General features: G+C 71.9%; 17 protein-coding genes. 13 read left to right on the top strand and 4 right to left on the bottom strand.

Annotated features, from left to right (window positions below; all coding sequences use genetic code 11):
* Position 1 precedes the first annotated feature (1 nt).
* The 4 genes from ACZ4UU_RS33490 (at position 2) to cyc2 (ending at position 5,225) form a co-directional block, all read left to right on the top strand.
* Positions 2-787, top strand: coding sequence for an ABC transporter permease (locus ACZ4UU_RS33490; protein WP_471907141.1), 786 nt, complete (start codon positions 2-4; stop codon positions 785-787).
* 368 nt (positions 788-1,155) lie between these two features.
* A complete protein-coding gene (locus ACZ4UU_RS33485; RefSeq protein WP_471907140.1) occupies positions 1,156-2,115 on the top strand; it encodes an ABC transporter permease in 960 nt (319 codons plus the stop codon).
* A gap of 37 nt (positions 2,116-2,152) precedes the next feature.
* Complete coding sequence (locus ACZ4UU_RS33480; protein WP_471907139.1) at positions 2,153-2,902, top strand: ABC transporter ATP-binding protein; 750 nt, start codon at positions 2,153-2,155, stop codon at positions 2,900-2,902.
* A gap of 163 nt (positions 2,903-3,065) precedes the next feature.
* Positions 3,066-5,225 (top strand): germacradienol/geosmin synthase Cyc2, encoded by a 2,160-nt coding sequence (cyc2, locus tag ACZ4UU_RS33475; RefSeq protein ID WP_471907138.1) that lies wholly within the window; start codon positions 3,066-3,068, stop codon positions 5,223-5,225.
* Here the strand turns inward: cyc2 and ACZ4UU_RS33470 are convergent.
* Positions 5,218-5,649 (bottom strand): hypothetical protein, encoded by a 432-nt coding sequence (locus tag ACZ4UU_RS33470; protein WP_471907137.1) that lies wholly within the window; start codon positions 5,647-5,649, stop codon positions 5,218-5,220. The genes cyc2 and ACZ4UU_RS33470 overlap by 8 nt on opposite strands.
* A gap of 134 nt (positions 5,650-5,783) precedes the next feature.
* Between ACZ4UU_RS33470 and phsA the strand changes: the two genes are divergently transcribed.
* From phsA to ACZ4UU_RS33445, 5 genes are all read left to right on the top strand, one after another.
* Entirely contained in the window at positions 5,784-7,670 is a 1,887-nt protein-coding gene (phsA, locus tag ACZ4UU_RS33465) for an O-aminophenol oxidase PhsA (RefSeq protein ID WP_471907136.1), read from the top strand.
* Positions 7,671-8,019: 349 nt separating this feature from the next.
* Complete coding sequence (locus ACZ4UU_RS33460) at positions 8,020-8,625, top strand: PDZ domain-containing protein (RefSeq protein ID WP_471907135.1); 606 nt, start codon at positions 8,020-8,022, stop codon at positions 8,623-8,625.
* 73 nt (positions 8,626-8,698) lie between these two features.
* Positions 8,699-9,337 carry a LysE family translocator gene (locus ACZ4UU_RS33455; RefSeq protein WP_471907134.1) on the top strand — a complete coding sequence of 213 codons (639 nt, stop codon included), beginning with the start codon at positions 8,699-8,701 and terminating at the stop codon, positions 9,335-9,337.
* Between the two features lie 119 nt (positions 9,338-9,456).
* Positions 9,457-10,620, top strand: a complete 1,164-nt coding sequence (locus ACZ4UU_RS33450) for a M24 family metallopeptidase (protein WP_471907133.1) — start codon at positions 9,457-9,459, stop codon at positions 10,618-10,620.
* A 61-nt stretch (positions 10,621-10,681) separates the two neighbouring features.
* Complete coding sequence (locus ACZ4UU_RS33445; protein ID WP_471907132.1) at positions 10,682-11,629, top strand: aminoglycoside phosphotransferase family protein; 948 nt, start codon at positions 10,682-10,684, stop codon at positions 11,627-11,629.
* A gap of 173 nt (positions 11,630-11,802) precedes the next feature.
* On the opposite strand, the gene ACZ4UU_RS33440 is transcribed toward ACZ4UU_RS33445, so the two are convergent.
* Positions 11,803-12,489, bottom strand: a complete 687-nt coding sequence (locus ACZ4UU_RS33440) for a hypothetical protein (protein ID WP_471907131.1) — start codon at positions 12,487-12,489, stop codon at positions 11,803-11,805.
* 452 nt (positions 12,490-12,941) lie between these two features.
* Here ACZ4UU_RS33440 and ACZ4UU_RS33435 point away from each other — a divergent pair, with 452 nt between their 5' ends.
* Positions 12,942-13,799, top strand: coding sequence for a hypothetical protein (locus tag ACZ4UU_RS33435; protein ID WP_471907130.1), 858 nt, complete (start codon positions 12,942-12,944; stop codon positions 13,797-13,799).
* 106 nt (positions 13,800-13,905) lie between these two features.
* Here the strand turns inward: ACZ4UU_RS33435 and treZ are convergent, their stop codons facing one another.
* Positions 13,906-15,651 carry a malto-oligosyltrehalose trehalohydrolase gene (gene treZ / locus ACZ4UU_RS33430; protein ID WP_471907129.1) on the bottom strand — a complete coding sequence of 582 codons (1,746 nt, stop codon included), beginning with the start codon at positions 15,649-15,651 and terminating at the stop codon, positions 13,906-13,908.
* A 185-nt stretch (positions 15,652-15,836) separates the two neighbouring features.
* On the opposite strand from treZ, the gene ACZ4UU_RS33425 reads away from it, so the two are divergent.
* The 3 genes from ACZ4UU_RS33425 to ACZ4UU_RS33415 all read left to right on the top strand — a co-directional run bounded on the left by ACZ4UU_RS33425 (position 15,837) and on the right by ACZ4UU_RS33415 (position 18,313).
* Positions 15,837-16,388, top strand: coding sequence for an FHA domain-containing protein (locus ACZ4UU_RS33425; protein ID WP_471907128.1), 552 nt, complete (start codon positions 15,837-15,839; stop codon positions 16,386-16,388).
* Positions 16,389-16,526: 138 nt separating this feature from the next.
* Positions 16,527-17,897 carry a M14 family zinc carboxypeptidase gene (locus tag ACZ4UU_RS33420; protein WP_471907127.1) on the top strand — a complete coding sequence of 457 codons (1,371 nt, stop codon included), beginning with the start codon at positions 16,527-16,529 and terminating at the stop codon, positions 17,895-17,897.
* Positions 17,894-18,313 carry an SSI family serine proteinase inhibitor gene (locus tag ACZ4UU_RS33415; RefSeq protein WP_471907126.1) on the top strand — a complete coding sequence of 140 codons (420 nt, stop codon included), beginning with the start codon at positions 17,894-17,896 and terminating at the stop codon, positions 18,311-18,313. The genes ACZ4UU_RS33420 and ACZ4UU_RS33415 overlap by 4 nt, the downstream gene beginning before the upstream one ends.
* A 76-nt stretch (positions 18,314-18,389) precedes the next feature.
* Here ACZ4UU_RS33415 and ACZ4UU_RS33410 read toward each other — a convergent pair whose 3' ends face one another.
* Complete coding sequence (locus tag ACZ4UU_RS33410) at positions 18,390-19,640, bottom strand: M14 family zinc carboxypeptidase (RefSeq protein ID WP_471907125.1); 1,251 nt, start codon at positions 19,638-19,640, stop codon at positions 18,390-18,392.
* Positions 19,641-19,752 lie beyond the last annotated feature (112 nt).

Raw genomic sequence — 19,752 nt, 5'->3', positions numbered from 1 at the left:
CGTGAAGGGCGGCCGCCGCCGGGAACAGCTGCTGCTCGGCGCTACGGGTGTGCTGCTGGCCTTCGGCGCCTGCGAGGCCGTCTCCCGCGCGGGCATCGTGCGGCGCAGCTACCTTCCGCCTGCCTCCGAAGTGCTCGCCCGTGCAGCGGAGTTGGCGGGCGACGCCGTCTTCCTCGACGGCATCGCCGCCACGCTACGAGCCTGGGCGCTGGGGCTCGCGCTCGCCTGTGCCGTCGCCGTCCCGCTCGGCCTCCTCCTGGGCAGCGTGCCGGTCGTCGACGCCGCCGTACGCGCGATCGTCGAGTTCCTGCGCCCGCTGCCGTCCGTCGCGCTGATCCCCCTGGTCTCCCTCCTCCTCGGGTCGGGCACCGAGACCAAGGTCGCGCTGGTGACATACGCCTCCGTCTGGCCGATCCTCTTCAACACCATCTACGGCCTCGGCGAGACCGACCCCCTGGCCAAGGACACCCTGCGCGCCTTCGGCTTCGGCCGCCTCGCCGTCCTCCTACGGGTCGAACTCCCCGCCACCGCCCCCTTCATCGCCGCCGGCCTCCGCATCTCGGCGTCTGTCGCCCTCATCCTGGCCGTCGCCACGGAGATCCTCTCGGGCTTCGGCGACGGCCTCGGGATCTTCATCGCCCAGTCGGGACTGGCCACGGACGGGACACGGGATGTGCTGGCGGGGGTTGTGTGGGCGGGGGTGTTGGGGCTGGTGATCAACGGGATGCTGGTCTGGGGCGAGCGGAAATTGTTTCCGTGGGTGCCGGGGCGGCGGGGGACCGGGTGACGAGGTGGAGTTCGGGCGGAGGACGGAGGGCCGGCGGTGGGGAGGCAGGTGGCCTGGGTGCGGGGAGCCGGGGCGTGGTGAGTTGTGCGTGTGCGGGCGGGCAGGGGACGGGAGGGGCTGCGGTGGTGGCTCGTGACGCGCTTCGGAGGGCGAGTCGGGGGACGCGGGGTCGCGACGGGCGGGGTGGGTGGGGCCGTGCGCGTGACTTGGGTGCGCGATGTTCGGCGTCGAGCGGGCCGCCCGACGCCGAGGCGGGTGTCCGGGCGGGGCACGCCCATGACACGCCCGTGGACTGCCGCTCCACGGCGTACGGCTTCCGCACCCGCCGCGAGCCCTCCTCCCGCGCCGCACGCCGCGAGGAGCGCTGAATGAACCACCCCCGCACCCCTGCCTCCGAACCCGGCCGCACCCCCGCCTCCGAACCCGGCCGCACCCCCGCCTCCGAACCCGACCGGACGCCCGACCGACGGGCGACCGCCCCGACCGTCCTGCGCCAGGCCACAGCCCTCCCATTCACGCGCCAGGCCCGCCTCACCGCCCCGGCCACCGTAAGAAACGCCCTGCTCCGCTGGCTCGTCCTCGCTCTCGCCGTGGCGGCCTGGCAGGTGGCCGCCCGGGCTCATGGCAGCGTCTACTTCCCGCCGCCCGCCGAGATCGCGGGGCACGCCCGTGACCTGTGGTTCTCGGGTCCGGCCGGGCATCTGTTCCTCACCGAGGCCGCCGTCGCGGACATCCTGCCCAGCCTCGGCAGGATGGCCGCCGGATTCGGGATCGCCGCCGTCGCCGGGACAGCGCTCGGCGTGGCGATCGGCCGATCGCGACGCGTGTACGCCCTCTGCGACCCCGTCCTGCAGTTCGCCCGCGCCATCCCGCCGCCCGCGCTGGTCCCCGTCTTCATCGTGATCCTCGACTTCGGTACGCCGATGCAGATCGCGTCGATCGTCTTCAGCGCCGTCTGGCCGGTGCTGATCAACACGGCCGACGGGGCCGGCAACACCGATCCGCTGCGTCTGGAGGTCGCCGCGGTCCTGCGCCTCACCCCGCTCGAACGGCTCCGCTTCCTGATCCTCCCCTCCGCGCTGCCCCGCATCTTCGCCGGACTGCGCCTGAGCCTCTCCCTCTCCCTCATCCTCATGGTGTTCTCGGAACTGCTCCCGGGCACCGCCAACGGCATCGGCTTCACGCTCACCGACGCCCAGTCCCGTTCCGACCTGCTCACCGTCTGGGCGGCGCTGGTCCTGCTCGGCGCCATCGGCCACCTCCTCAACAACGGCCTGCTGGCGGTCGAGAAGCGGCTCGTGGGCAAGGAAAGGACCACGACCGTATGACCCGTACGCCCCCCGCCACCTCCGCCCAGGGACACACATGCTCCGCCTAGCCGCGGTCGGCCAGCACTACGGCGACCACCAGGTACTGCACGACATCACCCTCATCGTGCCGGACGGCCAACTCCTGTGCGTCGTGGGCCCGTCCGGCTGTGGCAAGTCCACACTTCTGCGCACCATCGCGGGCCTGCTCCCGGCGTACGACGGCACGATCACACTGGACGACACGCCCGTGCGTGGCGTCCCCGACAACCTGGCCGTCGTCTTCCAGGACTACGCCCGCTCCCTCTACCCGTGGCTCACCGTCCGCGACAACGTGGCCCTCCCGCTGCGCCGCAGAGGGCTGCCGAGAGCGGAGCGGCGGGCCGAGGCCGACCGCATCCTGGCCCGGGTCGGCCTCACCGACGCGGCCCGCCGCCACCCCTGGCAACTGTCGGGCGGCATGCAGCAACGCGTGGCCATCGCCCGCGCCCTGGTCTGCCGCCCCTCCCTCCTCCTCATGGACGAACCCTTCGGCTCCCTGGACGCCCAGACCCGCGAGGACCTGGAGGACCTCCTCCTCGAAGTCCACCGCACGGACGGCGCCACCATCGTCTTCGTCACCCATGACATCGACGAAAGCGTCTACCTGGGCGACCGCGTCGTCGTCCTCTCCCCGGGCCCCGGCGCCAAGATCCTCCTCGACCTGCCCGTCGACCTCCCCGACACCCGCGACCAGATCACGACCCGGGGCCTGGCGGAGTTCGTCGCCCTGAGGTCGGAGGTAGGGAGGGCGGTGCGCAAGAGATAGCAGGGCCCGGACCGCTTCTCAGCACCGGTCCAGGCCATTCAGCCACAGAGACGAACGCCACAGGGGCCGCCGAGAACTCCCGGATTCACCCGCGATTCACGCGATGGTGTGATCATGTGCCGCGCCGCGGATGCCACTTGGGCACCAGGGGTAGGGCCCGGCCATGACGCAGCAGCCCTTCGAACTCCCGCACTTCTACATGCCGTATCCCGCGCGGCTGAACCCGCACGTCGACGAGGCGCGCGCCCACTCGACCGAATGGGCGCGCGAGATGGGCATGCTGGAAGGGTCCGGGGTCTGGGAGCAGGCCGACCTGGACGCGCACGACTACGGCCTGCTCTGCGCCTACACCCACCCCGAATGCGACGGTCCCGCGCTCTCCCTCATCACCGACTGGTACGTGTGGGTCTTCTTCTTCGACGACCACTTCCTGGAGATCTTCAAGCGCACTCAGGACCGTGTCGGCGGCAAGGCCTACCTGGACCGGCTGCCCCTGTTCATGCCGATGGACCTGTCGACCCCGATGCCCGAGCCGCAGAACCCGGTCGAGGCGGGCCTCGCCGACCTGTGGACGCGCACCGTGCCCAAGATGTCGGCCGACTGGCGCCGCCGCTTCTCCGTCGCGACCGAACACCTCCTCAACGAGTCCCTGTGGGAGCTGTCCAACATCAACGAGGGCCGGGTCGCCAACCCGGTCGAGTACATCGAGATGCGCCGCAAGGTGGGCGGCGCCCCCTGGTCGTCGGGCCTGGTGGAGTACGCGACCTCCGAAGTGCCCGCGTCCGTCGCCGAGTCGAGGCCGCTGAGGGTCCTGATGGAGACCTTCTCGGACGCCGTGCACCTGCGCAACGACCTGTTCTCCTACCAGCGCGAGGTCGAGGACGAGGGCGAACTCAGCAACGGCGTCCTGGTCCTGGAGACCTTCTTCGGCTGCACCACCCAGGAGGCCGCCGACACCGTCAACGACGTCCTCACGTCCCGGCTCCACCAGTTCGAGCACACCGCCCTCACCGAGGTTCCGGCCGTCGCGCTGGAGAAGGGGCTCACCCCCCAGGAGGTCGCCGCGGTCGCCGCGTACACCCAGGGGCTGCAGGACTGGCAGTCCGGCGGCCACGAATGGCACATGCGCTCCAGCAGGTACATGAACAAGCGCGCCGAGCCCACCGCACCCTGGCGGACCCCGACCGGCCCCGGCACCTTCGCCGCCGACGTCGGCGCGCTGCTCGCGGCCGCAGGCGCCGAACGCCTGCGTGCTTACACGCACATGCCGTACCAGAAGGTCGGCCCGTCCCGGCTCCCCGATTTCCACATGCCGTTCCAACTGGAGCTCAGCCCGCACCTCGACACCGCCCGCCACCGCCTGACCGAGTGGTCGCACCGGATGGGCATCCTCCAGGAGGGCGTCTGGGACGAGGACAAGCTCGCCGCCGCCGACCTCCCGCTGTGCGCGGCCGGCCTCGACCCGGACGCCACGCCCGAGGCCCTCGACCTCAGCTCGCAGTGGCTCGCCTGGGGCACCTACGGCGACGACTACTACCCGCTCGTCTTCGGCCACCGCCGCGACCTCGCCGCCGCCCGGCTCACCACCCAGCGCCTCTCGGCCTGCATGCCCCTCGACGGCGAGCAGGCCACCCTCCCGCTCAACGCCATGGAACGCGGCCTGATCGACCTGTGGGCGCGTACGACGGCGGCCATGACTTCCGAACAGCGGAGCTTCCTCAAGGACGCGGTGAACGTCATGACCGAGAGCTGGGTGTGGGAGCTGTCCAACCAGCTCCAGAACCGGGTCCCCGACCCGGTCGACTATCTGGAGATGCGCCGGTCCACCTTCGGCTCCGACCTCACCCTCAGTCTGTGCCGGATGGGCCACGGCCCGGCCGTCCCACCGGAGGTGTACCGCAGCGGACCCGTCCGCTCGCTGGAGAACGCCGCCATCGACTACGCCTGCCTCCTCAACGACGTCTTCTCCTACCAGAAGGAGATCGAGTACGAGGGCGAGATCCACAACGCGATCCTCGTCGTGCAGAACTTCTTCGGCATCGACTACCCGACCGCGCTCTCGGTCGTACACGACCTGATGACCCAGCGCATGCAGCAGTTCGAGCACGTGGTCGCACACGAACTGCCTGTCGTGTACGACGACTTCGAGCTCTCGGACGAGGCCCGCCAGATCATGCGGAACTATGTGGTCGACCTCCAGAACTGGATGGCCGGCATCCTGAACTGGCACCGCGCGGTCGACCGCTACAAGGCGGAGTACCTGGCCCGCCGCGCGCACGGCTTCATGCCGGACCGTGCCCCGGCGGCACCCGTCCTCAGCTGATCTCCCGCACCCGTGCCGCCGTCCCCTCGGCGAGCTCTCGTACCCCGTTCGCGGTGTTCTCCGAGAGCTCGCCGAGTATCGCGTCCGCCGCCCTGAAGAGCGCACGGGCCTCCTCGGGGAGGTTCGCGTCGGCCAGGGAGCGGGTGAGACGGTAGTGCTCCTCGGCGATGAACCGACCGAAGTTCACGCGCCGCCAGTGACGCAGGGAGTCGTCTCCGGGAGCCGCCAGGACCTCGCGCAAAGCCTCCAGACTCCGTACCGCCTGGGTCAGTTGTCCGTCCGCACGCTCCAGACCGGCCTGGTCGAGACGGGCCGAGATCCGGTCCCACGCCTTCTCCTGCAAGGCGGTGTACAGACGCTGGGCGCGCAGCGCCTGGGTGCGGTCGCCCAGTTCTTCACAGAACGTAACAGCGACCACTGACAACGGACTTCGGTACTCCGGATGCGGTTTCCGAAAATTTTCGTACGGAACGGGATATTCAGGGAACTTGGGCGGTGCGCCGGGAGTCCTCTGGGGTGAGGGGAACAGACAACGAGAACACACGGGGGTGTTCGACCTTGACCGACATCATCGAGAGGGTCACGCACGGCGACGGCGGCAGCGACAGCAAGGCCGAGACCGGCGAGCTCACGCCGTACCTGGCCCCACTGCCCGTCCCCACCGTCCTGCGGCCCGCTTCCGAGGACGTCTTACGCGAGACCGAGATCGCCCTGCGCCCGACCTGGGTGCGGCTGCACCCGCAGCTGCCGCCGACCCTGATGTGGGGGTACGACGGACAGGTGCCGGGCCCGACCATCGAGGTGCGGCGCGGGCAGCGCGTCCGAATCGCCTGGACCAACCGCATTCCCAAGGCCGGCGAGTACCCGGTCACCTCGGTGGAGGTGCCGCTGCGCACGGACGGCCGCCCGCCCGCCACCACCGAGCCCGGCCGCGAGGGCGTCGAGCCGAACAAGGACGTCGCCGCCCTGCCCGCCTGGTCGGTGACCCATCTGCACGGCGCCCAGACCGGCGGCGGCAACGACGGCTGGGCGGACAACGCGGTCGGCTTCGGCGACGCCCAGCTGTCCGAGTACCCGAACGACCACCAGGCGGTGCAGTGGTGGTACCACGACCACGCGATGAACATCACGCGGTGGAACGTGATGGCGGGCCTGTACGGCACGTACCTCGTCCGGGACGACGAGGAGGACGCCCTGCGTCTGCCGCGCGGGGAGCGGGAGATCCCGCTGCTGCTCGCCGACCGCAACCTCGACACCGACGAGGACGGCCGGCTCAACGGACGGCTGCTGCACAAGACGGTGATCGTCCAGGAGAAGAACCCGGAGACGGGCAAGCCGGTCTCCATCCCGTTCAGCGGCCCGTACACCACCGTCAACGGCCGCATCTGGCCGTATGCCGAGGTGGACGACGGCTGGTACCGCTTCCGGCTGGTCAACGCGTCCAACGCGCGCATCTACAACCTCGTCCTGGTCGACGAGGACGACAACCCCGTCCCGGGCGTCGTCCACCAGATCGGCAGCGACGGCGGGCTGCTGCCGCGCCCGGTGCCGATCGACTTCGACGGCACGCTGCCCACGCTGACCGCGGCGCCCGCCGAGCGCTTCGACCTGCTCGTCGACTTCCGCGGTCTCGCGGGCCAAAAGCTCCGCCTGGTCAACAAGGGCCGCAACCAGCCGCCCGGCGTGCCCGACCCGGCGGGCGACGTGCGCTATCCGGCGGTCATGGAGTTCCGGGTCCGGGAGAGCTGCGAGACGGACACCTTCGAACTGCCCGAGGTGCTCTCCGGCTCCTTCCGCCGGCTCACGCACGACATCGAGCACGGCCACCGGCTGATCGTGCTCACCCCGCCCGCCACCAGGGGAGGCGGCGGTCACCCGGAGATCTGGGAGATGACCGAGGTCGAGGACCCGGGTGACATCCAGATCCCCACCGAGGGCGTCATCCAGGTGACCGGACCGGACGGGAGGACGAAGACCTACCGGCGCACGGCCCGGACGTTCAACGACGGCCTGGGCTTCACCATCGCCGAGGGCAGCCACGAGCAGTGGAGCTTCCTCAACCTCGCCCCGATCGTCCACCCCATGCACATCCACCTGGCCGACTTCCAGCTGCTGGGCCGGGACGCCTACGACGTCTCCGGCTTCGACCCGCTGGTCGGCGGCACCCGCGGCCCGATCCGGTACGACGCCGGCACCGCCATCCCACTGGCGCCCAACGAGCTCGGATACAAGGACGTCTTCCGGGTGCCGGGGAACCAGATGCTCCGCGTCATGGGCAAGTTCGACGGCGCGTACGGCCGGTTCATGTACCACTGCCACCTGCTGGAGCACGAGGACATGGGCATGATGCGGCCCTTCGTAGTCATGCCTGCGGAGGCCCTGAAGTTCGACCACGGCGCCGGCCACGGCGGGCACGACGGCCACGGGGAGGGACACACCGGCTGACGCAGACACGCACGCGCGCGTGGCGTGTCACCGACGTGTGGACGCCACGCGCGCGTGGGAGCCTTCCCGGCCGCGAGCCGGCGACCCGGGTCAGTGCGCACACGGTCGCCGTACCTGTCGCGCGACCGCGTGTCGTAGGCCGGACAGTACTGGCGTGAGCGGAGGGCGGGCCTGCCCGGGGAGCGGGGGCGGCCGTCGCGGAGGCGTTGCTCGAACGGACCTGACCACGCACGGGGCGGTCGCCGTCCGGACGCGGATGGCTTCCCGTTCTTGACCCCCGGTCAGTCTCACTCGATCGTGGCTCGTTGTGCGCCGGTGCGCAGGGTAGTCACCAGCCGGAGGCGATCCGATGGAACAGACTGCGTTGCGACCCAAGCCCATGCCAGGTCAGAGCCCCGGCGACGGCACCAGGCCGGCCCCCGGCGCACCTCGCCCGCACGCCGCGCCCCACCCGCGCGGCCGACGGCTCACGACCGTGCTGTGCGCCCTGCTGGTCGGGGCGGTCCTGGTTCTGTCCGGGGTCGGACTCGGCACGCTGGGGGCCACGGTGATCGGCATGAGCAAGGTCGCCGAGTTCCAGCGACAGGCGGGCCGGCCGACCGGCGCCCCGGGAAGCCCGGCCGAGTCGGCACACCCCGGTTCCTCCGCCCCGGTGTCCCCGACGCCCGCCCACTCGCCGGCTCGCGCGGCCGTTGCCACCCTCGGCGTCGAGGCCGTGGACGCCAGGAGGCCGGGCGCCCTGGTGATCGGCGTCCACGTTCCCGGACCCGGGTACTCGGCCGGCCTGGTCAGGAGCGACGTGATTCTCGCGTTCGACAAGACCCGCATCGACTCGGCCGCCGACCTCGCGCGTGCCGTCGCCGAAGCCCGCCCGGGTGACGAGGCGACCCTGACGGTGCGCCATCGCGGCGGCGGTCACCAACAGCTGACCGTGATCCCGGGGGTCGTCACCTGACCGCCGGGCAGCCCCTGCAGGAACACGCGAAAACCACTGGCCACCTCCGGCCGGCCAGGCCACGATGAGCCCCATGCCGACCACCCTCATCGCCTTCCTGGGAGCCTGCACGCTCGTCGCCGCCTCGCCGGGGCCCAGCACGGTGCTGATCATCAAGCAGTCGCTGCACAGCAGGCGCTCCGGCTTCCTGACCGTGCTGGGCAACGAGACCGGCGTCTTCATCTGGGGCGTGGCCGCCGCGTTCGGCCTGACCGCGCTGCTGACGGCCTCCGAGGTCGCGTACGACGTGATGCGGATCGTCGGCGCGGTCGTCCTCGTCGGCTTCGGCGTCCAGACCCTCCGGCAGGCGCGCCGCACGAAGCAGGCGGAGGGCGCGCAGGGCGCGGCGGAACCCGTCTGGGAGGGCACGCGGAAGAACGGCTGGGCCTCCTACCGCGGCGGGCTGCTGCTCAACCTCGCCAACCCCAAGGCGGCCGTCTTCGCCCTGTCCTTCCTCCCGCAGTTCGTTCCGCAGGGCGCCCCGCACCTGCCGACCATGGTCGGCCTCGCCGCGCTCTGGGCGGTCTACGAGGTCGGGTACTACGGCCTGTACGTGTGGTTCGTCGGCCGTATGAAGACCGTGCTGTCCCGCGCGGGCGTGCGTCGGCGCCTGGAACAGGTCTCCGGCGGCGTACTGCTGCTCCTCGGCGTCCGTATGGCACTGGACAGCTGACGCCGCGATCGGAGCGGCGTTGCGAAGTCCGCCGACAAGACCCGTCGACCGGCTCGCGCCGCCCCCTCTGTCCGGGCAGGATGCTGCCCGTAGCCCTTCACGTGCCCAGGGAGGCCCGGATGACCGGCACCGCACCCGCGCCCTTCACCGCCGACGACTACAAGGCCCGGATGGAACGTGCCGCGCGGGCGGCCACGGACGCCGGCCTCGCCGGGCTGCTGGTGGCACCCGGCCCGGACCTGGTGTGGCTCACCGGCTACGCGCCCACCGCGGAGACCGAGCGGCTCACCCTGCTGGTCCTCGCCCCCGGCCAGGACCCCGTCCTCGTCGTCCCGGCCCTGGAGGCCCCGGACGCCGCGAAGGCCGCCGGCGCGCCCGGACTGACCCTGTGCGACTGGACCGACGGCAAGGACCCCTACGCCGCCACCGCCGCCCTGCTCGACGAGCGGCTCCGGGGAAGCGCGGGTGCGTTCCCGGAGCCGCTCGGCCGGTTCGGCATCAGCGACAACGCCTGGGCGATGCATCTGCTCGCCCTCCAGCGGGCACTGCCCGCCACCACGTACGCCTCCCTCACCGACGCCCTGCCGATGCTCCGGGCCGTCAAGGACGCGGCCGAGCTGGAGCTGTTGGCGGCCGCGGGTGCGGCCGCTGACGCAACGTTCGAGGAGATCCGGAAGGTTCCCTTCGGCGGACGTCACGAGTCCGAGGTCGCCGCCGACCTCGCCGACCTGCTGCGCCGCTTCGGCCACTCCCAGGTCGACTTCACCATCGTCGCCTCCGGCCCCAACGGCGCCAACCCGCACCATGAGGTGGGCGACCGTGTCATCGAACGCGGCGACATGGTCGTCCTCGACTTCGGCGGCCTGAAGGACGGCTACGGCTCCGACACCTCCCGCACGGTCCACGTCGGCGAACCCACCGACGAGGAGCGCCGGGTCCACGACCTCGTACGCGAGGCCCAGGAGGCCGGCTTCCGGGCAGTACGGCCCGGAGTCGCCTGCCAGGAGGTCGACCGGGCCGCCCGCGCGGTCATCGCCGACGCCGGGTACGGCGAGTACTTCATCCACCGCACCGGGCACGGCATCGGCGTCACCACGCACGAGCCGCCGTACATGATCGAGGGAGAGGAGCAGCCCCTCGTGCCCGGCATGTGCTTCTCCGTGGAGCCCGGCGTCTATCTGCCGGGCCGCTTCGGAGTGCGCATCGAGGACATCGTCACCGTCACCGAGGACGGCGGCCGGCGTCTCAACGACACGACCCGCGAGATGGTCATAGTGGACTGACCCGGTGACCGGCACCGGAGCGAGGAGACCCCGTAGACCCCCGAGCGACAACGGCGCGACCATGACCCAGGCACCGACACCCACCGCGGACACCGTCCGCCGACTGGTCCGTTCCCTGCTGAAGAACGGCGTGGACGACTCGGCCGGACCCGAGGTCCGGCCCGCCGCCCCGGGCGCCGAACCCGCCACCTGGCTGGTCGGCACCCGCCATGTGCTGCGCCTCGCCCCCGACCGGCGGGCCGCCGTGCGGCAGCGCCGCGAACTGCGGCTGCGTGACCTCGTCCGCCCGCATGTCCCGGTCACGGTGCCGACGAGCGTCGCGCACGGGGAGTGGGCGCCCGGGCTGCCCTACACCCTGGACACGAAGTTGCCCGGCGGGGCGGGCGGGGAGCACGACGTGTCCGCCCTGGGCGAGGCCGACCTGGCAGGGCTGCTCACGGGGCTGCGCGAGGTACCGGCACGGCAGGCCGAGACGCTCGGTGTGCCGCGCACCGCACCGCGCTCCCTGGAGGCCCTGCGCCGCGCCGCCGAACGCCCCGCCGCGCGCCTCGCCGACGCCGACGAGTTCGACGCCGCCCGGCTGCGCCAGCTCACCCAGCCGGCCGCCGTCCAGCTCGCCGCCCAGCCCGGCACCGCCGTCCTCGTCCACCATGCCCTCACGGGCGACCACCTCGTCGTCAGCGCCGACGGCCGGGTGCGCGGCGTCCTCGGCTGGGCCGACACCGTGCTCGGCGACCCCGCCGAGGACATCGCGGGCCTCGCCCTCGCCGTGGGCTCCCCGGCCGCCGTCCGCGCCGCCACCCTCGCCGGCTACGGCGCCCGCCCCTGCCTGCGCGGCCTCTGGCTCGCCCGCTGCGACGCGCTCGTCCGCCTCGCGGACCGCCTCGACGGCAAGGGCGAGACGCCGCTCCCGTCGCTGAGGGCACAGCTGCGGAACGCGTGGGAGGCGATCCTGCTGGAACGCGTGACCGAGCTCAGGGAGGACGACGACGAGGCCGACGACCTCTAAGAGGTCGTGTTCTCCCTGCGTTCTATCCCGGAACAGGGGGATTGTTTCGTAGACGACGTGGATCATGGCTTCGGAGCGGGCCGGGAGGGCTTGCCCCGCGTGTCCGCCTGGGAAGACGCCGGACTCAGGGCCCAGCGACCGAAGCGGGCCTCAGCCGCGCCGCGGCGCATGCGTCACGCCTCCTCATGCCAGGGGAAGCCATCGGGGTCCGCGGCGGCACGAGCCCAGACCCGCTCGTCGTCATGACCGCGGATCTGGTCCAGGAACGGGAAGTCCTCCGGCTGCACGGCCAGTTTGGCGACAGGGGTCACGGGTACGAGACTTGCCCATTGGGCCGGCTGCACCGAGACGTCACCGACCCGCATCCGCGGCTGCAGCTCAAAGGTGCCGACGGGCAGCAGGTACACCGTGCCGGGACGCCAGGGCTGCTGCTTCAGCGCCTGCGCGCTGATGGAGAAGTAGTAGTGCGGCTCGCCGAGCCGCTCGCTGCCGTTGGCGAGGCGGGCGCAGCCATTGATCAACGACATCGGATGGCGGGCCCGGTCCAGGATCGCGTAGTACATCGGCCAGAGCCCGTCGCCGGCGGCGAAGACCGCGCGCCGGTTGCCGAACTCGCTGCTGTCGTCCGGCTGCCGGGGTTCGAAGCGGCTGATCTCCGGGTCGCCCGAGCCGTGCAACAGCAGTCTGCCGCGGTCTGCGGCATGGCAGAGGAACTGCCATTTCGGCGCCTCGAGCCGGTAGTCGATGGGCTCATCGGGACCGTTCGCGAGCGCTTGCTCCAGCAGTCGGTCGAAGGATGCCGACGTGGTGTGGTCCGGGGGTGGAGCGGGACGCGTCGTCCAGTACGCAGGCAGCTTCATCACAGCAACCTATCCAGCGCACCGTTCGAGACACCACGAATCCGGCTGCTCTTTCAACCTCGGCTGCGTCCCGACCGCGCGGAACGGGAGAGTTGCTCGCGCACCCATGCAGGGTCGGGTTGGTGTGCGGCCGGCCCGCCACGATGACCGCCAACTCTTGTTGCCCGTTACCCGTTGCCGGGTGAGCGGCCAGGGCGGTTCCACCACGGGTCGAGCGCGGTGAGCTTGTGGCCGAGGCAGGTGGGGCGGCAGGCGGTGAGGGGTCATCTGCCAGGGGGCGCGTGCGGCGTCGAGGCGGGTGAAGCGTTCGAACAATCACCGTTGGCCTTCGGACGGGATACCACGGACGGGTGCACAGCCCATCCGCGCCGCGAGCACGGCGCGCAGCAGCAGGACGATGAGTCGGTCACCACCGATGGAGGTGGGACGCCTGGCCCATCGAAGGAGACCGAATGAAGCGTCTGCTGACTGCGTTGGGGGCGTTGCTTGTGCTGGTGGTCGGCGAGATGACCGCGCCGACGGCACAGGCGGATGCGGTTGTCTTCCCGCTGTCCGGCTACGAGGTGGTCAGCGCCACCGTGCCGGTGGCTGCGGGAGCCACCGGAGCCACGGGGGTGGACTGCCCCGAGGGCAAGAGGCCGGTCGGTGGCGGAGTCCATACGGGGAACGACGACATGAGGCTGATCGAGTCGTTCCCCTTGGGAGGGGCCGGCGACGTGACCGGCTGGCTGGGAGCTGTGTTCAACGGCGGCACCGACTCCGTGTTCGACGTGTACGCGGTCTGCGCGCGCGTCAGCCCTGAGGCGGACTATGAGGCGGTCGGAGTCACCAACGTGCCGGTGGCCGTCGGAACCACCGGCAGCGCGGCCATGCGCTGTCCCGCGGGCAAGAGGCCACTCGGTGGCGGGGTATATACCGGCGACGACGACATGAGGGTGGTCGAATCGTTCCCCACGAGCTCGCGCCGGTGGGCGGGAGCCGTGTTCAACGGCAGCGGCTTTGAGTCCGTCATGGACGTGTACGTGATCTGCGCGCGCGTCAGCCCTGGGGAAGGCTATGAGGTGGTCGGGGTCGGCAACGTGCCGGTGGCCGTCGGAGCCACCGCTAGCGCGGCCGTGGACTGTCCCGCGGGCAAGAGGCCGCTCGGCGGCGGAGTCAGCGCGGGCAGCGACGACCTGAGGTTGGTCGAGACGTTCCCCCTGGGAGCGCCCCTTTCCCCAACCGGCTGGACGGGAACCGTATTCAACGGCGGCGACGCCTCGACCACCTTCGACGTGTACGCGGTCTGCGCGCCCGTCCCCACGGACTGAGCCTGTTCTCTGATCCCTCAACCGTCCGCCGCGGCAAGGCCCTTGTCGCGGCGGACGGTTTCGCGCATGTCGATGCGAGGTGTCCGGCGTCCCCGCCCCGCCCCGCTCAGCCCTGCAACAGCACCACGCCCGACTCCCCGGGCACATGGAGCACCCCGTCCGCACCCGGCGCCTCCACCGGCTCCCACGCCGCCAGTACGGTGGCCCGGCGCGGTCCCAGTGGGATGGCCGCCGCCTCCTTGGCGAGGTTGACGGCCACGCGTACGTCACCGCGGCGGAAGGCGAGCCAGCGCTCCCGCTCGTCGTAGGCCACCTTGGTGTCGGCGAGGTCCGGATCGGTGAGATCGGGCTGGTCGTGGCGCAGGGTGATGAGACGGCGGTACCAGTCCAGCACGCGCGCGTGAGGCTCACTGTCGAGCTCGGACCAGTCGAGGCAGGAGCGGTCCCGGGTCGCCGGGTCCTGCGGGTCGGGCACGTCCTCCTCGGCCCAGCCGTGCTCCGCGAACTCCCGCCGCCTGCCCCGCCGTACGGCCTGGGCGAGCTCCGGATCGGTGTGGTCGGTGAAGAACTGCCAGGGCGTGCCCGCGGCCCACTCCTCACCCATGAAGAGCATCGGCGTGAACGGCGCGGTCAGCGTCAGCGTGGCCGCGCAGGCCAGCAGGCCGGGGGAGAGCAGGGCGGCGAGCCGGTCGCCCTGGGCGCGGTTGCCGACCTGGTCGTGGGTCTGGCCGTAGCCGAGGAGGCGGTGCGCACCCACGCGCGTACGGTCCAGGGGCCGCCCGTGGCGCCGGCCCCGGAAGCTCGAATAGGTGCCGTCGTGGAAGTAGCCGCCGGTGAGGGTCTTGGCGAGGCCCGCCATGGGGGCGCGCGCGAAGTCGGCGTAGTAGCCCTGGGACTCCCCGGTCAGCGCGGTGTGCAGGGTGTGGTGGAAGTCGTCGTTCCACTGCGCGTGCAGACCGAGGCCGCCCTCCTCGCGCGCGGCGATGAGCCGGGGGTCGTTCAGGTCCGACTCGGCGATCAGGGACAGCGGTCGGCCCAGGTCGGCGGAGAGGGCGTCGACAGCCGTCGACAACTCCTCCAGGAAATGGCACGCGCGCGTGTCCTTCAGCGCGTGCACCGCGTCCAGACGCAGCCCGTCGAGCCGGTAGTCCCGCAGCCAGGCCAGCGAGCTCTGAAGGAGGTACGCCCGCACCTCGTCGGAGCCGGGCGCGTCCAGGTTGACGGCGGAACCCCAGGGTGTGTGGTGCTTGTCCGTGAGGTAGGGGCCGAAGGCGGGCAGATGGTTGCCCGACGGGCCGAAGTGGTTGTGCACGACGTCCAGGACCACGCCCAGGCCGAGACCGTGCGCCCGGTCGACAAAGCGCTTCAGTGCCTCGGGGCCGCCGTACGGCTCGTGCACGGCCCACAGCGAGACGCCCTCGTATCCCCAGCCGTGCCGCCCGGGGAAGGGGCACAGCGGCATCAACTCGACATGGGTGACACCCAGTTCGACGAGATGCCCGAGCCGCTCGGCGGCCGCGTCCAGCGTGCCCTCACGCGTGTAGGTGCCCACGTGCAGCTCGTACAGCACGGCGCCGGGCAGCGACCGTCCCGCCCACTCGGTACGCCACTCGAACCGCCCGTGGTCGACGACCGCGCTCAGCCCGTCCGGGCCGTCCGGCTGCCGGCGCGAGCGCGGATCGGGCAGCACGGGGCCGTCGTCGAGCGCGAAGCCGTACCGTGTGCCGTCCCGCGCCTCGGCGTCCCCCCGCCACCATCCCGCGCGATCGGGATCGCGCTCCAACGCGCGCGTGGCACCCTCGCAATGGAGCGTCACACGGTCGGCCTGCGGTGCCCACACCTCGAACTTCACGGACGGTTCCCCTTCGTCTGCTCACCGTGATGTAGCCCGTCCATGGTGCTTCAAACGAGATCAATCCGCTTTTGAATCTTCCCTTTTGCGGCAGGTGTCGTGACCGGTCCCGTCGATCACGCGCGCGTGCTGGCCGTTTCCCCGTTTTCTGGACACCGGGGGTTCGCTGACCGACAATCAGCGACGTGACGTCGTCCTTCGAGTTCAACACGTACCCCGCGCGGCTTTCCGACGTGGAGCGCGACAAGGCGCTGAAGGTGCTCCGTGACGGCGTCGCCATGGGCCGGCTGTCCCACGACACGTTCGTACGGCGCATGGAACTCGCTCTCTCCGCCCGCCGCGCGGACGAGCTCGCCGCGCTCACCGCCGACCTGCCCTGCGAGAGCCGTCTGTCGCGTCTGGTGTTCGGCACCGTCGAGGCGGTCTCCGGCTTCACCGTACGGCTGCGCAGGGCATGGCAGGCCGAGCGACTGCCCAAACTGCTGCTGCCCCACCCCTCGGCCGGTCACCCGCTGCGCATCGGCCGCGACCCCCTCAACGGGCTGCGGCTGACCCATGAGACGGTCTCCCGGGTGCACGCCGAACTGAGCCACCAGGGCGGTCTGTGGGTCCTGCGCGACCTCGGCTCCACCAACGGCACCACGGTGAACGGCCGGCGCGTCATCGGTGCCGTCGTGGTCCGCGAGGGCGACCAGGTCGGCTTCGGCCGGATGTCGTTCCGGCTCGCCGCGAACTGAGCCCTGCCCCGGCTCTGGCCTGCCCCTTGGTTGAAGTGTTGACTCAAGTCCCTTTGCCCTCTGTGGTGTTGACGTGGTCGTCAACTCGTGACTGACTGTGCGTACACCATGCACATCAGGTGAACCGACGGCACCGCATTGTGGAGGTGTGCCCTGCCGCCACTCCTCCGCTACCCGAGCGTCGACGAGCTGGGCGCCCGGGCGGCCGCGCTCGTCGCCCGCCGCCCCCACGACGCGCGTCTGCGCCGCGTCGGGACGTCCCGCGGGGGGACGCCCCTGTGGCTGTTGTCCGTCGGCCACGGAAGCCGTCAGGCCCTCGTCGTGGCCGGTCCGCACGCCAATGAGCCGGTCGGCGGCGCCACCGTGCTCCGGCTGGCCGAACGAGTGCTCGCCGATCCGCGACTGCACGAGGGCGCCGACGCCACCTGGAACCTGCTGCTGTGTCTCGACCCCGACGGCCTGCGCCGGAACGAGGGCTGGCTGCACGGTCCCTACGCCCTCTCCGCCTACTTCCGGCACTTCTTCCGGCCCGGCTTCCTGGAGCAGCCCGAATGGCTGCCGGACGGCGCGGACCGGGCCACCCTGCCCGAGACCCGCGCGCTGCTCGAACTCCAGGACGAACTGCGGCCCTTTCTGCAGTGCTCCCTGCACGGCGTCGACGTCGGCGGCGGCTTCGTCGAGCTGACTCACGACCTGCCGGGCCTCGCCCAGCGCGTCGCGCACACCGCCGCCCGCCTCGGTATCCCCCGCGAGCTCGGCCCCTACGACACCCTGTACTGGCCGGAACTGGGACCCGCCGTCTACCGGATCCCCAGGCCCCGCCGCGGCGACCTGGCCGCCGCCATCACCGAGGCGGCCGTCGAGTCGACGTGGTTCCACCCGTACCGGCACGGCACGGTCACGGCGGTCGTCGAGGCGCCCATGTGGGGTGTGGCCGGTGTGGAGGACGGCGCCCCGCACGCCGATGAGGAAACGGTCCTGCGCAGGGTGAGCCACACCCTGCGGCACGACACCGGCGTCCTGAACGGGCTGCTGGAACGCCTGCGGCCACACCTCCCCGCCGGACCCGAGACGGCCCGGCTGCTCGCCCCGGTCGACGACTATTTACTGGTCTGCCCCGGGCTCGCCGACACCTGGGACCCCGACGTCACGGACCCGGTCGGCGTACACCCCCTTCCCCCGCTCAGCACCGCCCACCTGGCCGCCCTGCGCATCGCCGGGCGGCGCCTGGCGCTGCGGACCGCGGGGCTGCTGCACCAGCTCGTGACGGGCGCCGGGCGCGACCCGGCCGGCGCGCTGCCCGAGCTGGACCGGCTCATCGAGGAGTGGTGCGAGGACTACCGCGACGGCTGCGGGGCGCGCTGGATACCGGTCGCCCGCCAGGTGGAGTACCAGGCGCGGATCGTGCTCGCCGCGTTCGAGCTCGCCGGGCGGCACGCGCCCGCGTGCTCCCGTTCGGGTGAGTCGGGCTGGAATGCCGGGGCCGCCGTGCCGATGCATCGGGAATGACGCATTCATTCACGGCGAAAGCGGTACGGGGCGGCCTGCTGGCGACGGCCGCCATGCTCGTCCTCGGCGCGGCTCCCGCGCGGGCGGTGGTCCAGGACCCCCAGCCGGGAAGCTGGCTCTACCTGACGGTCACCCGGGGCGACGCCCGTCACGGCGACCCGCACGGCACGCTGCTGCTGTGCGACCCGCCGCAGGGCCACGGGAAGGCGGCCGAGGCCTGCGCCGACCTGGAGCGGGTGGGCGGTGACATCAGCAGGCTCCGCACGGTGGACGCGTTCTGCCCGATGATCTACGCGCCGGTTACCGTCCACGCGCGCGGGGAGTGGAACGGCCGGCCGGTCGAGTATCGCGAGACCTTCGCCAACGGGTGTGCGATGGGGGCGCGGACGGGGTCGGTGTTCGCGCTGGACGGCTGACGCCGTGGGCCACACGGCCGCACGCGCGCGTACCGCGGCACGGCTCGCGCCGCCCGGTGATCCGGGCCGGCACGGCTCACGCCGCTCCGTCGCGCGCGTGCAGGGCTGCCGCGACGACCGTGCGGGACTGGTGCTCGACCTGGTGCTCCAGGGGCACCCAGCGGGCGCGGAAGCGTTCGGCGAAGGCGTCGCTCCAGCTCGCCACGAGATGTTCGAGACGCTGCGCCCCACGGTCGTCGGCCTCCTGAAGTACGCGCAGCAGCATGGCCGCCGCCCGCAACGGCAGCCGGCGCCCGAAGGCGTCCACGCTCCCGACGTACGCCATGGAGTTGTCGGCGGGCGGTGTGTGCGTCCAGTCGGCGGCAAGGCCCGGCACCAGCTCCAGCGCCCACTTCGACGCCCGCAGCAGAGGTCCGTCGACCCCCTCCAGACGGGGGAGCGCCTCGGCGAGCACCCGCTCCACCTCCAGCGAGTCCCGCAGCAGCCGGGCCGCCAGCCGCCGCATCGCCCTGGCCGGCGCCGGATGCGGCGCCGGGTCGTCCACCAGGTCGCTCGCCCACATCGGCACCTCCACGACCGCGGTCAGCCCGCCGTACCGGTGCACGCGGTACCAGGTGCTGCTGCGCGCGTCGTCCGGCATGCTCGGATACGCCGCCCCCGCGCCCGGCGCCGGCATCACGTGCACACCGGGCCCGGACGCGGGCCAGCCCGCCGCGTCCGAGGCACCGGTCTCCACCGGGATGTGCAGCTGCGCCGCCGATTTCGCGAACGGCTCGGCGAGCCCGGGCACGTCCTTCGTCAACTGCACCCAGCTGCCACCCAGATCCGTCCCGTGCAGCGTCACCTGGAGGTAGGGGCGCAGTTCGTCGATGACCCGGGTCAGCGCCCGCGTCTCGGGCGGCAACCGGTCGGGCGGCAGTGCGGCCGGCGCCCACTCCGGCTGCTCCGGGGCCGCCGGCCGGAAGAAGCCGCGGTGGTAGTCGAACAGGGTGCGAGGCGCCGGCGTGACATGCAGGCTCGCCCCGTCGGGATCCGCGCACAGCAGGAAGTGCCAGGAGATGTCGGCCCGCAACTCACGGTCGTGCAGCACACGTTCGGCGACCGCCAGGAGCGTGGGGCCGCCCGTGGGCTCGTTGGAATGCGCTCCGGCGACCACCAGGACGGCACGTCGGGCGTGACCGATGGACAGCAGGTGGAGGGGTCTGCCCGCCCGGGAGGCCCCCACCTGTCTCAGCGTGCACAGGCCCGCCCGGTGAGCGGCCAGTGCGCGCGCGGACAGGACTAGTTCGGTCAGGGTGGGGTAGCGCGGCTCCGGCAGGAGACTCACCCCCGTTACGTCCGCCCGGCTCGCAATCCGCAGTACCCCACGGTCTGGTTTACCTGTCAAGGAGTCCACGGGGGAGGCTCCCGAGGGCGCCCGGTTGCATTGACCGCCGGAC

It is taken from the genome of Streptomyces sp. NPDC028907 (assembly GCF_055564995.1).
This window is presented reverse-complemented; position numbering and strand designations above follow the sequence as displayed.

Bases quoted from the DNA above. Each gene is read 5' to 3' on its own strand.
- ACZ4UU_RS33485 (WP_471907140.1), top strand. From the start codon at position 1,156: ATGAACCACCCCCGCACCCCTGCCTCCGAACCCGGCCGCACCCCCGCC.
- ACZ4UU_RS33480 (WP_471907139.1), top strand. From the start codon at position 2,153: ATGCTCCGCCTAGCCGCGGTCGGCCAGCACTACGGCGACCACCAGGTA.
- cyc2 (WP_471907138.1), top strand. From the start codon at position 3,066: ATGACGCAGCAGCCCTTCGAACTCCCGCACTTCTACATGCCGTATCCC.
- ACZ4UU_RS33460 (WP_471907135.1), top strand. From the start codon at position 8,020: ATGGAACAGACTGCGTTGCGACCCAAGCCCATGCCAGGTCAGAGCCCC.
- ACZ4UU_RS33455 (WP_471907134.1), top strand. From the start codon at position 8,699: ATGCCGACCACCCTCATCGCCTTCCTGGGAGCCTGCACGCTCGTCGCC.
- ACZ4UU_RS33450 (WP_471907133.1), top strand. From the start codon at position 9,457: ATGACCGGCACCGCACCCGCGCCCTTCACCGCCGACGACTACAAGGCC.
- ACZ4UU_RS33445 (WP_471907132.1), top strand. From the start codon at position 10,682: ATGACCCAGGCACCGACACCCACCGCGGACACCGTCCGCCGACTGGTC.
- ACZ4UU_RS33440 (WP_471907131.1), bottom strand. From the start codon at position 12,489: ATGAAGCTGCCTGCGTACTGGACGACGCGTCCCGCTCCACCCCCGGAC.
- ACZ4UU_RS33435 (WP_471907130.1), top strand. From the start codon at position 12,942: ATGAAGCGTCTGCTGACTGCGTTGGGGGCGTTGCTTGTGCTGGTGGTC.
- ACZ4UU_RS33415 (WP_471907126.1), top strand. From the start codon at position 17,894: ATGACGCATTCATTCACGGCGAAAGCGGTACGGGGCGGCCTGCTGGCG.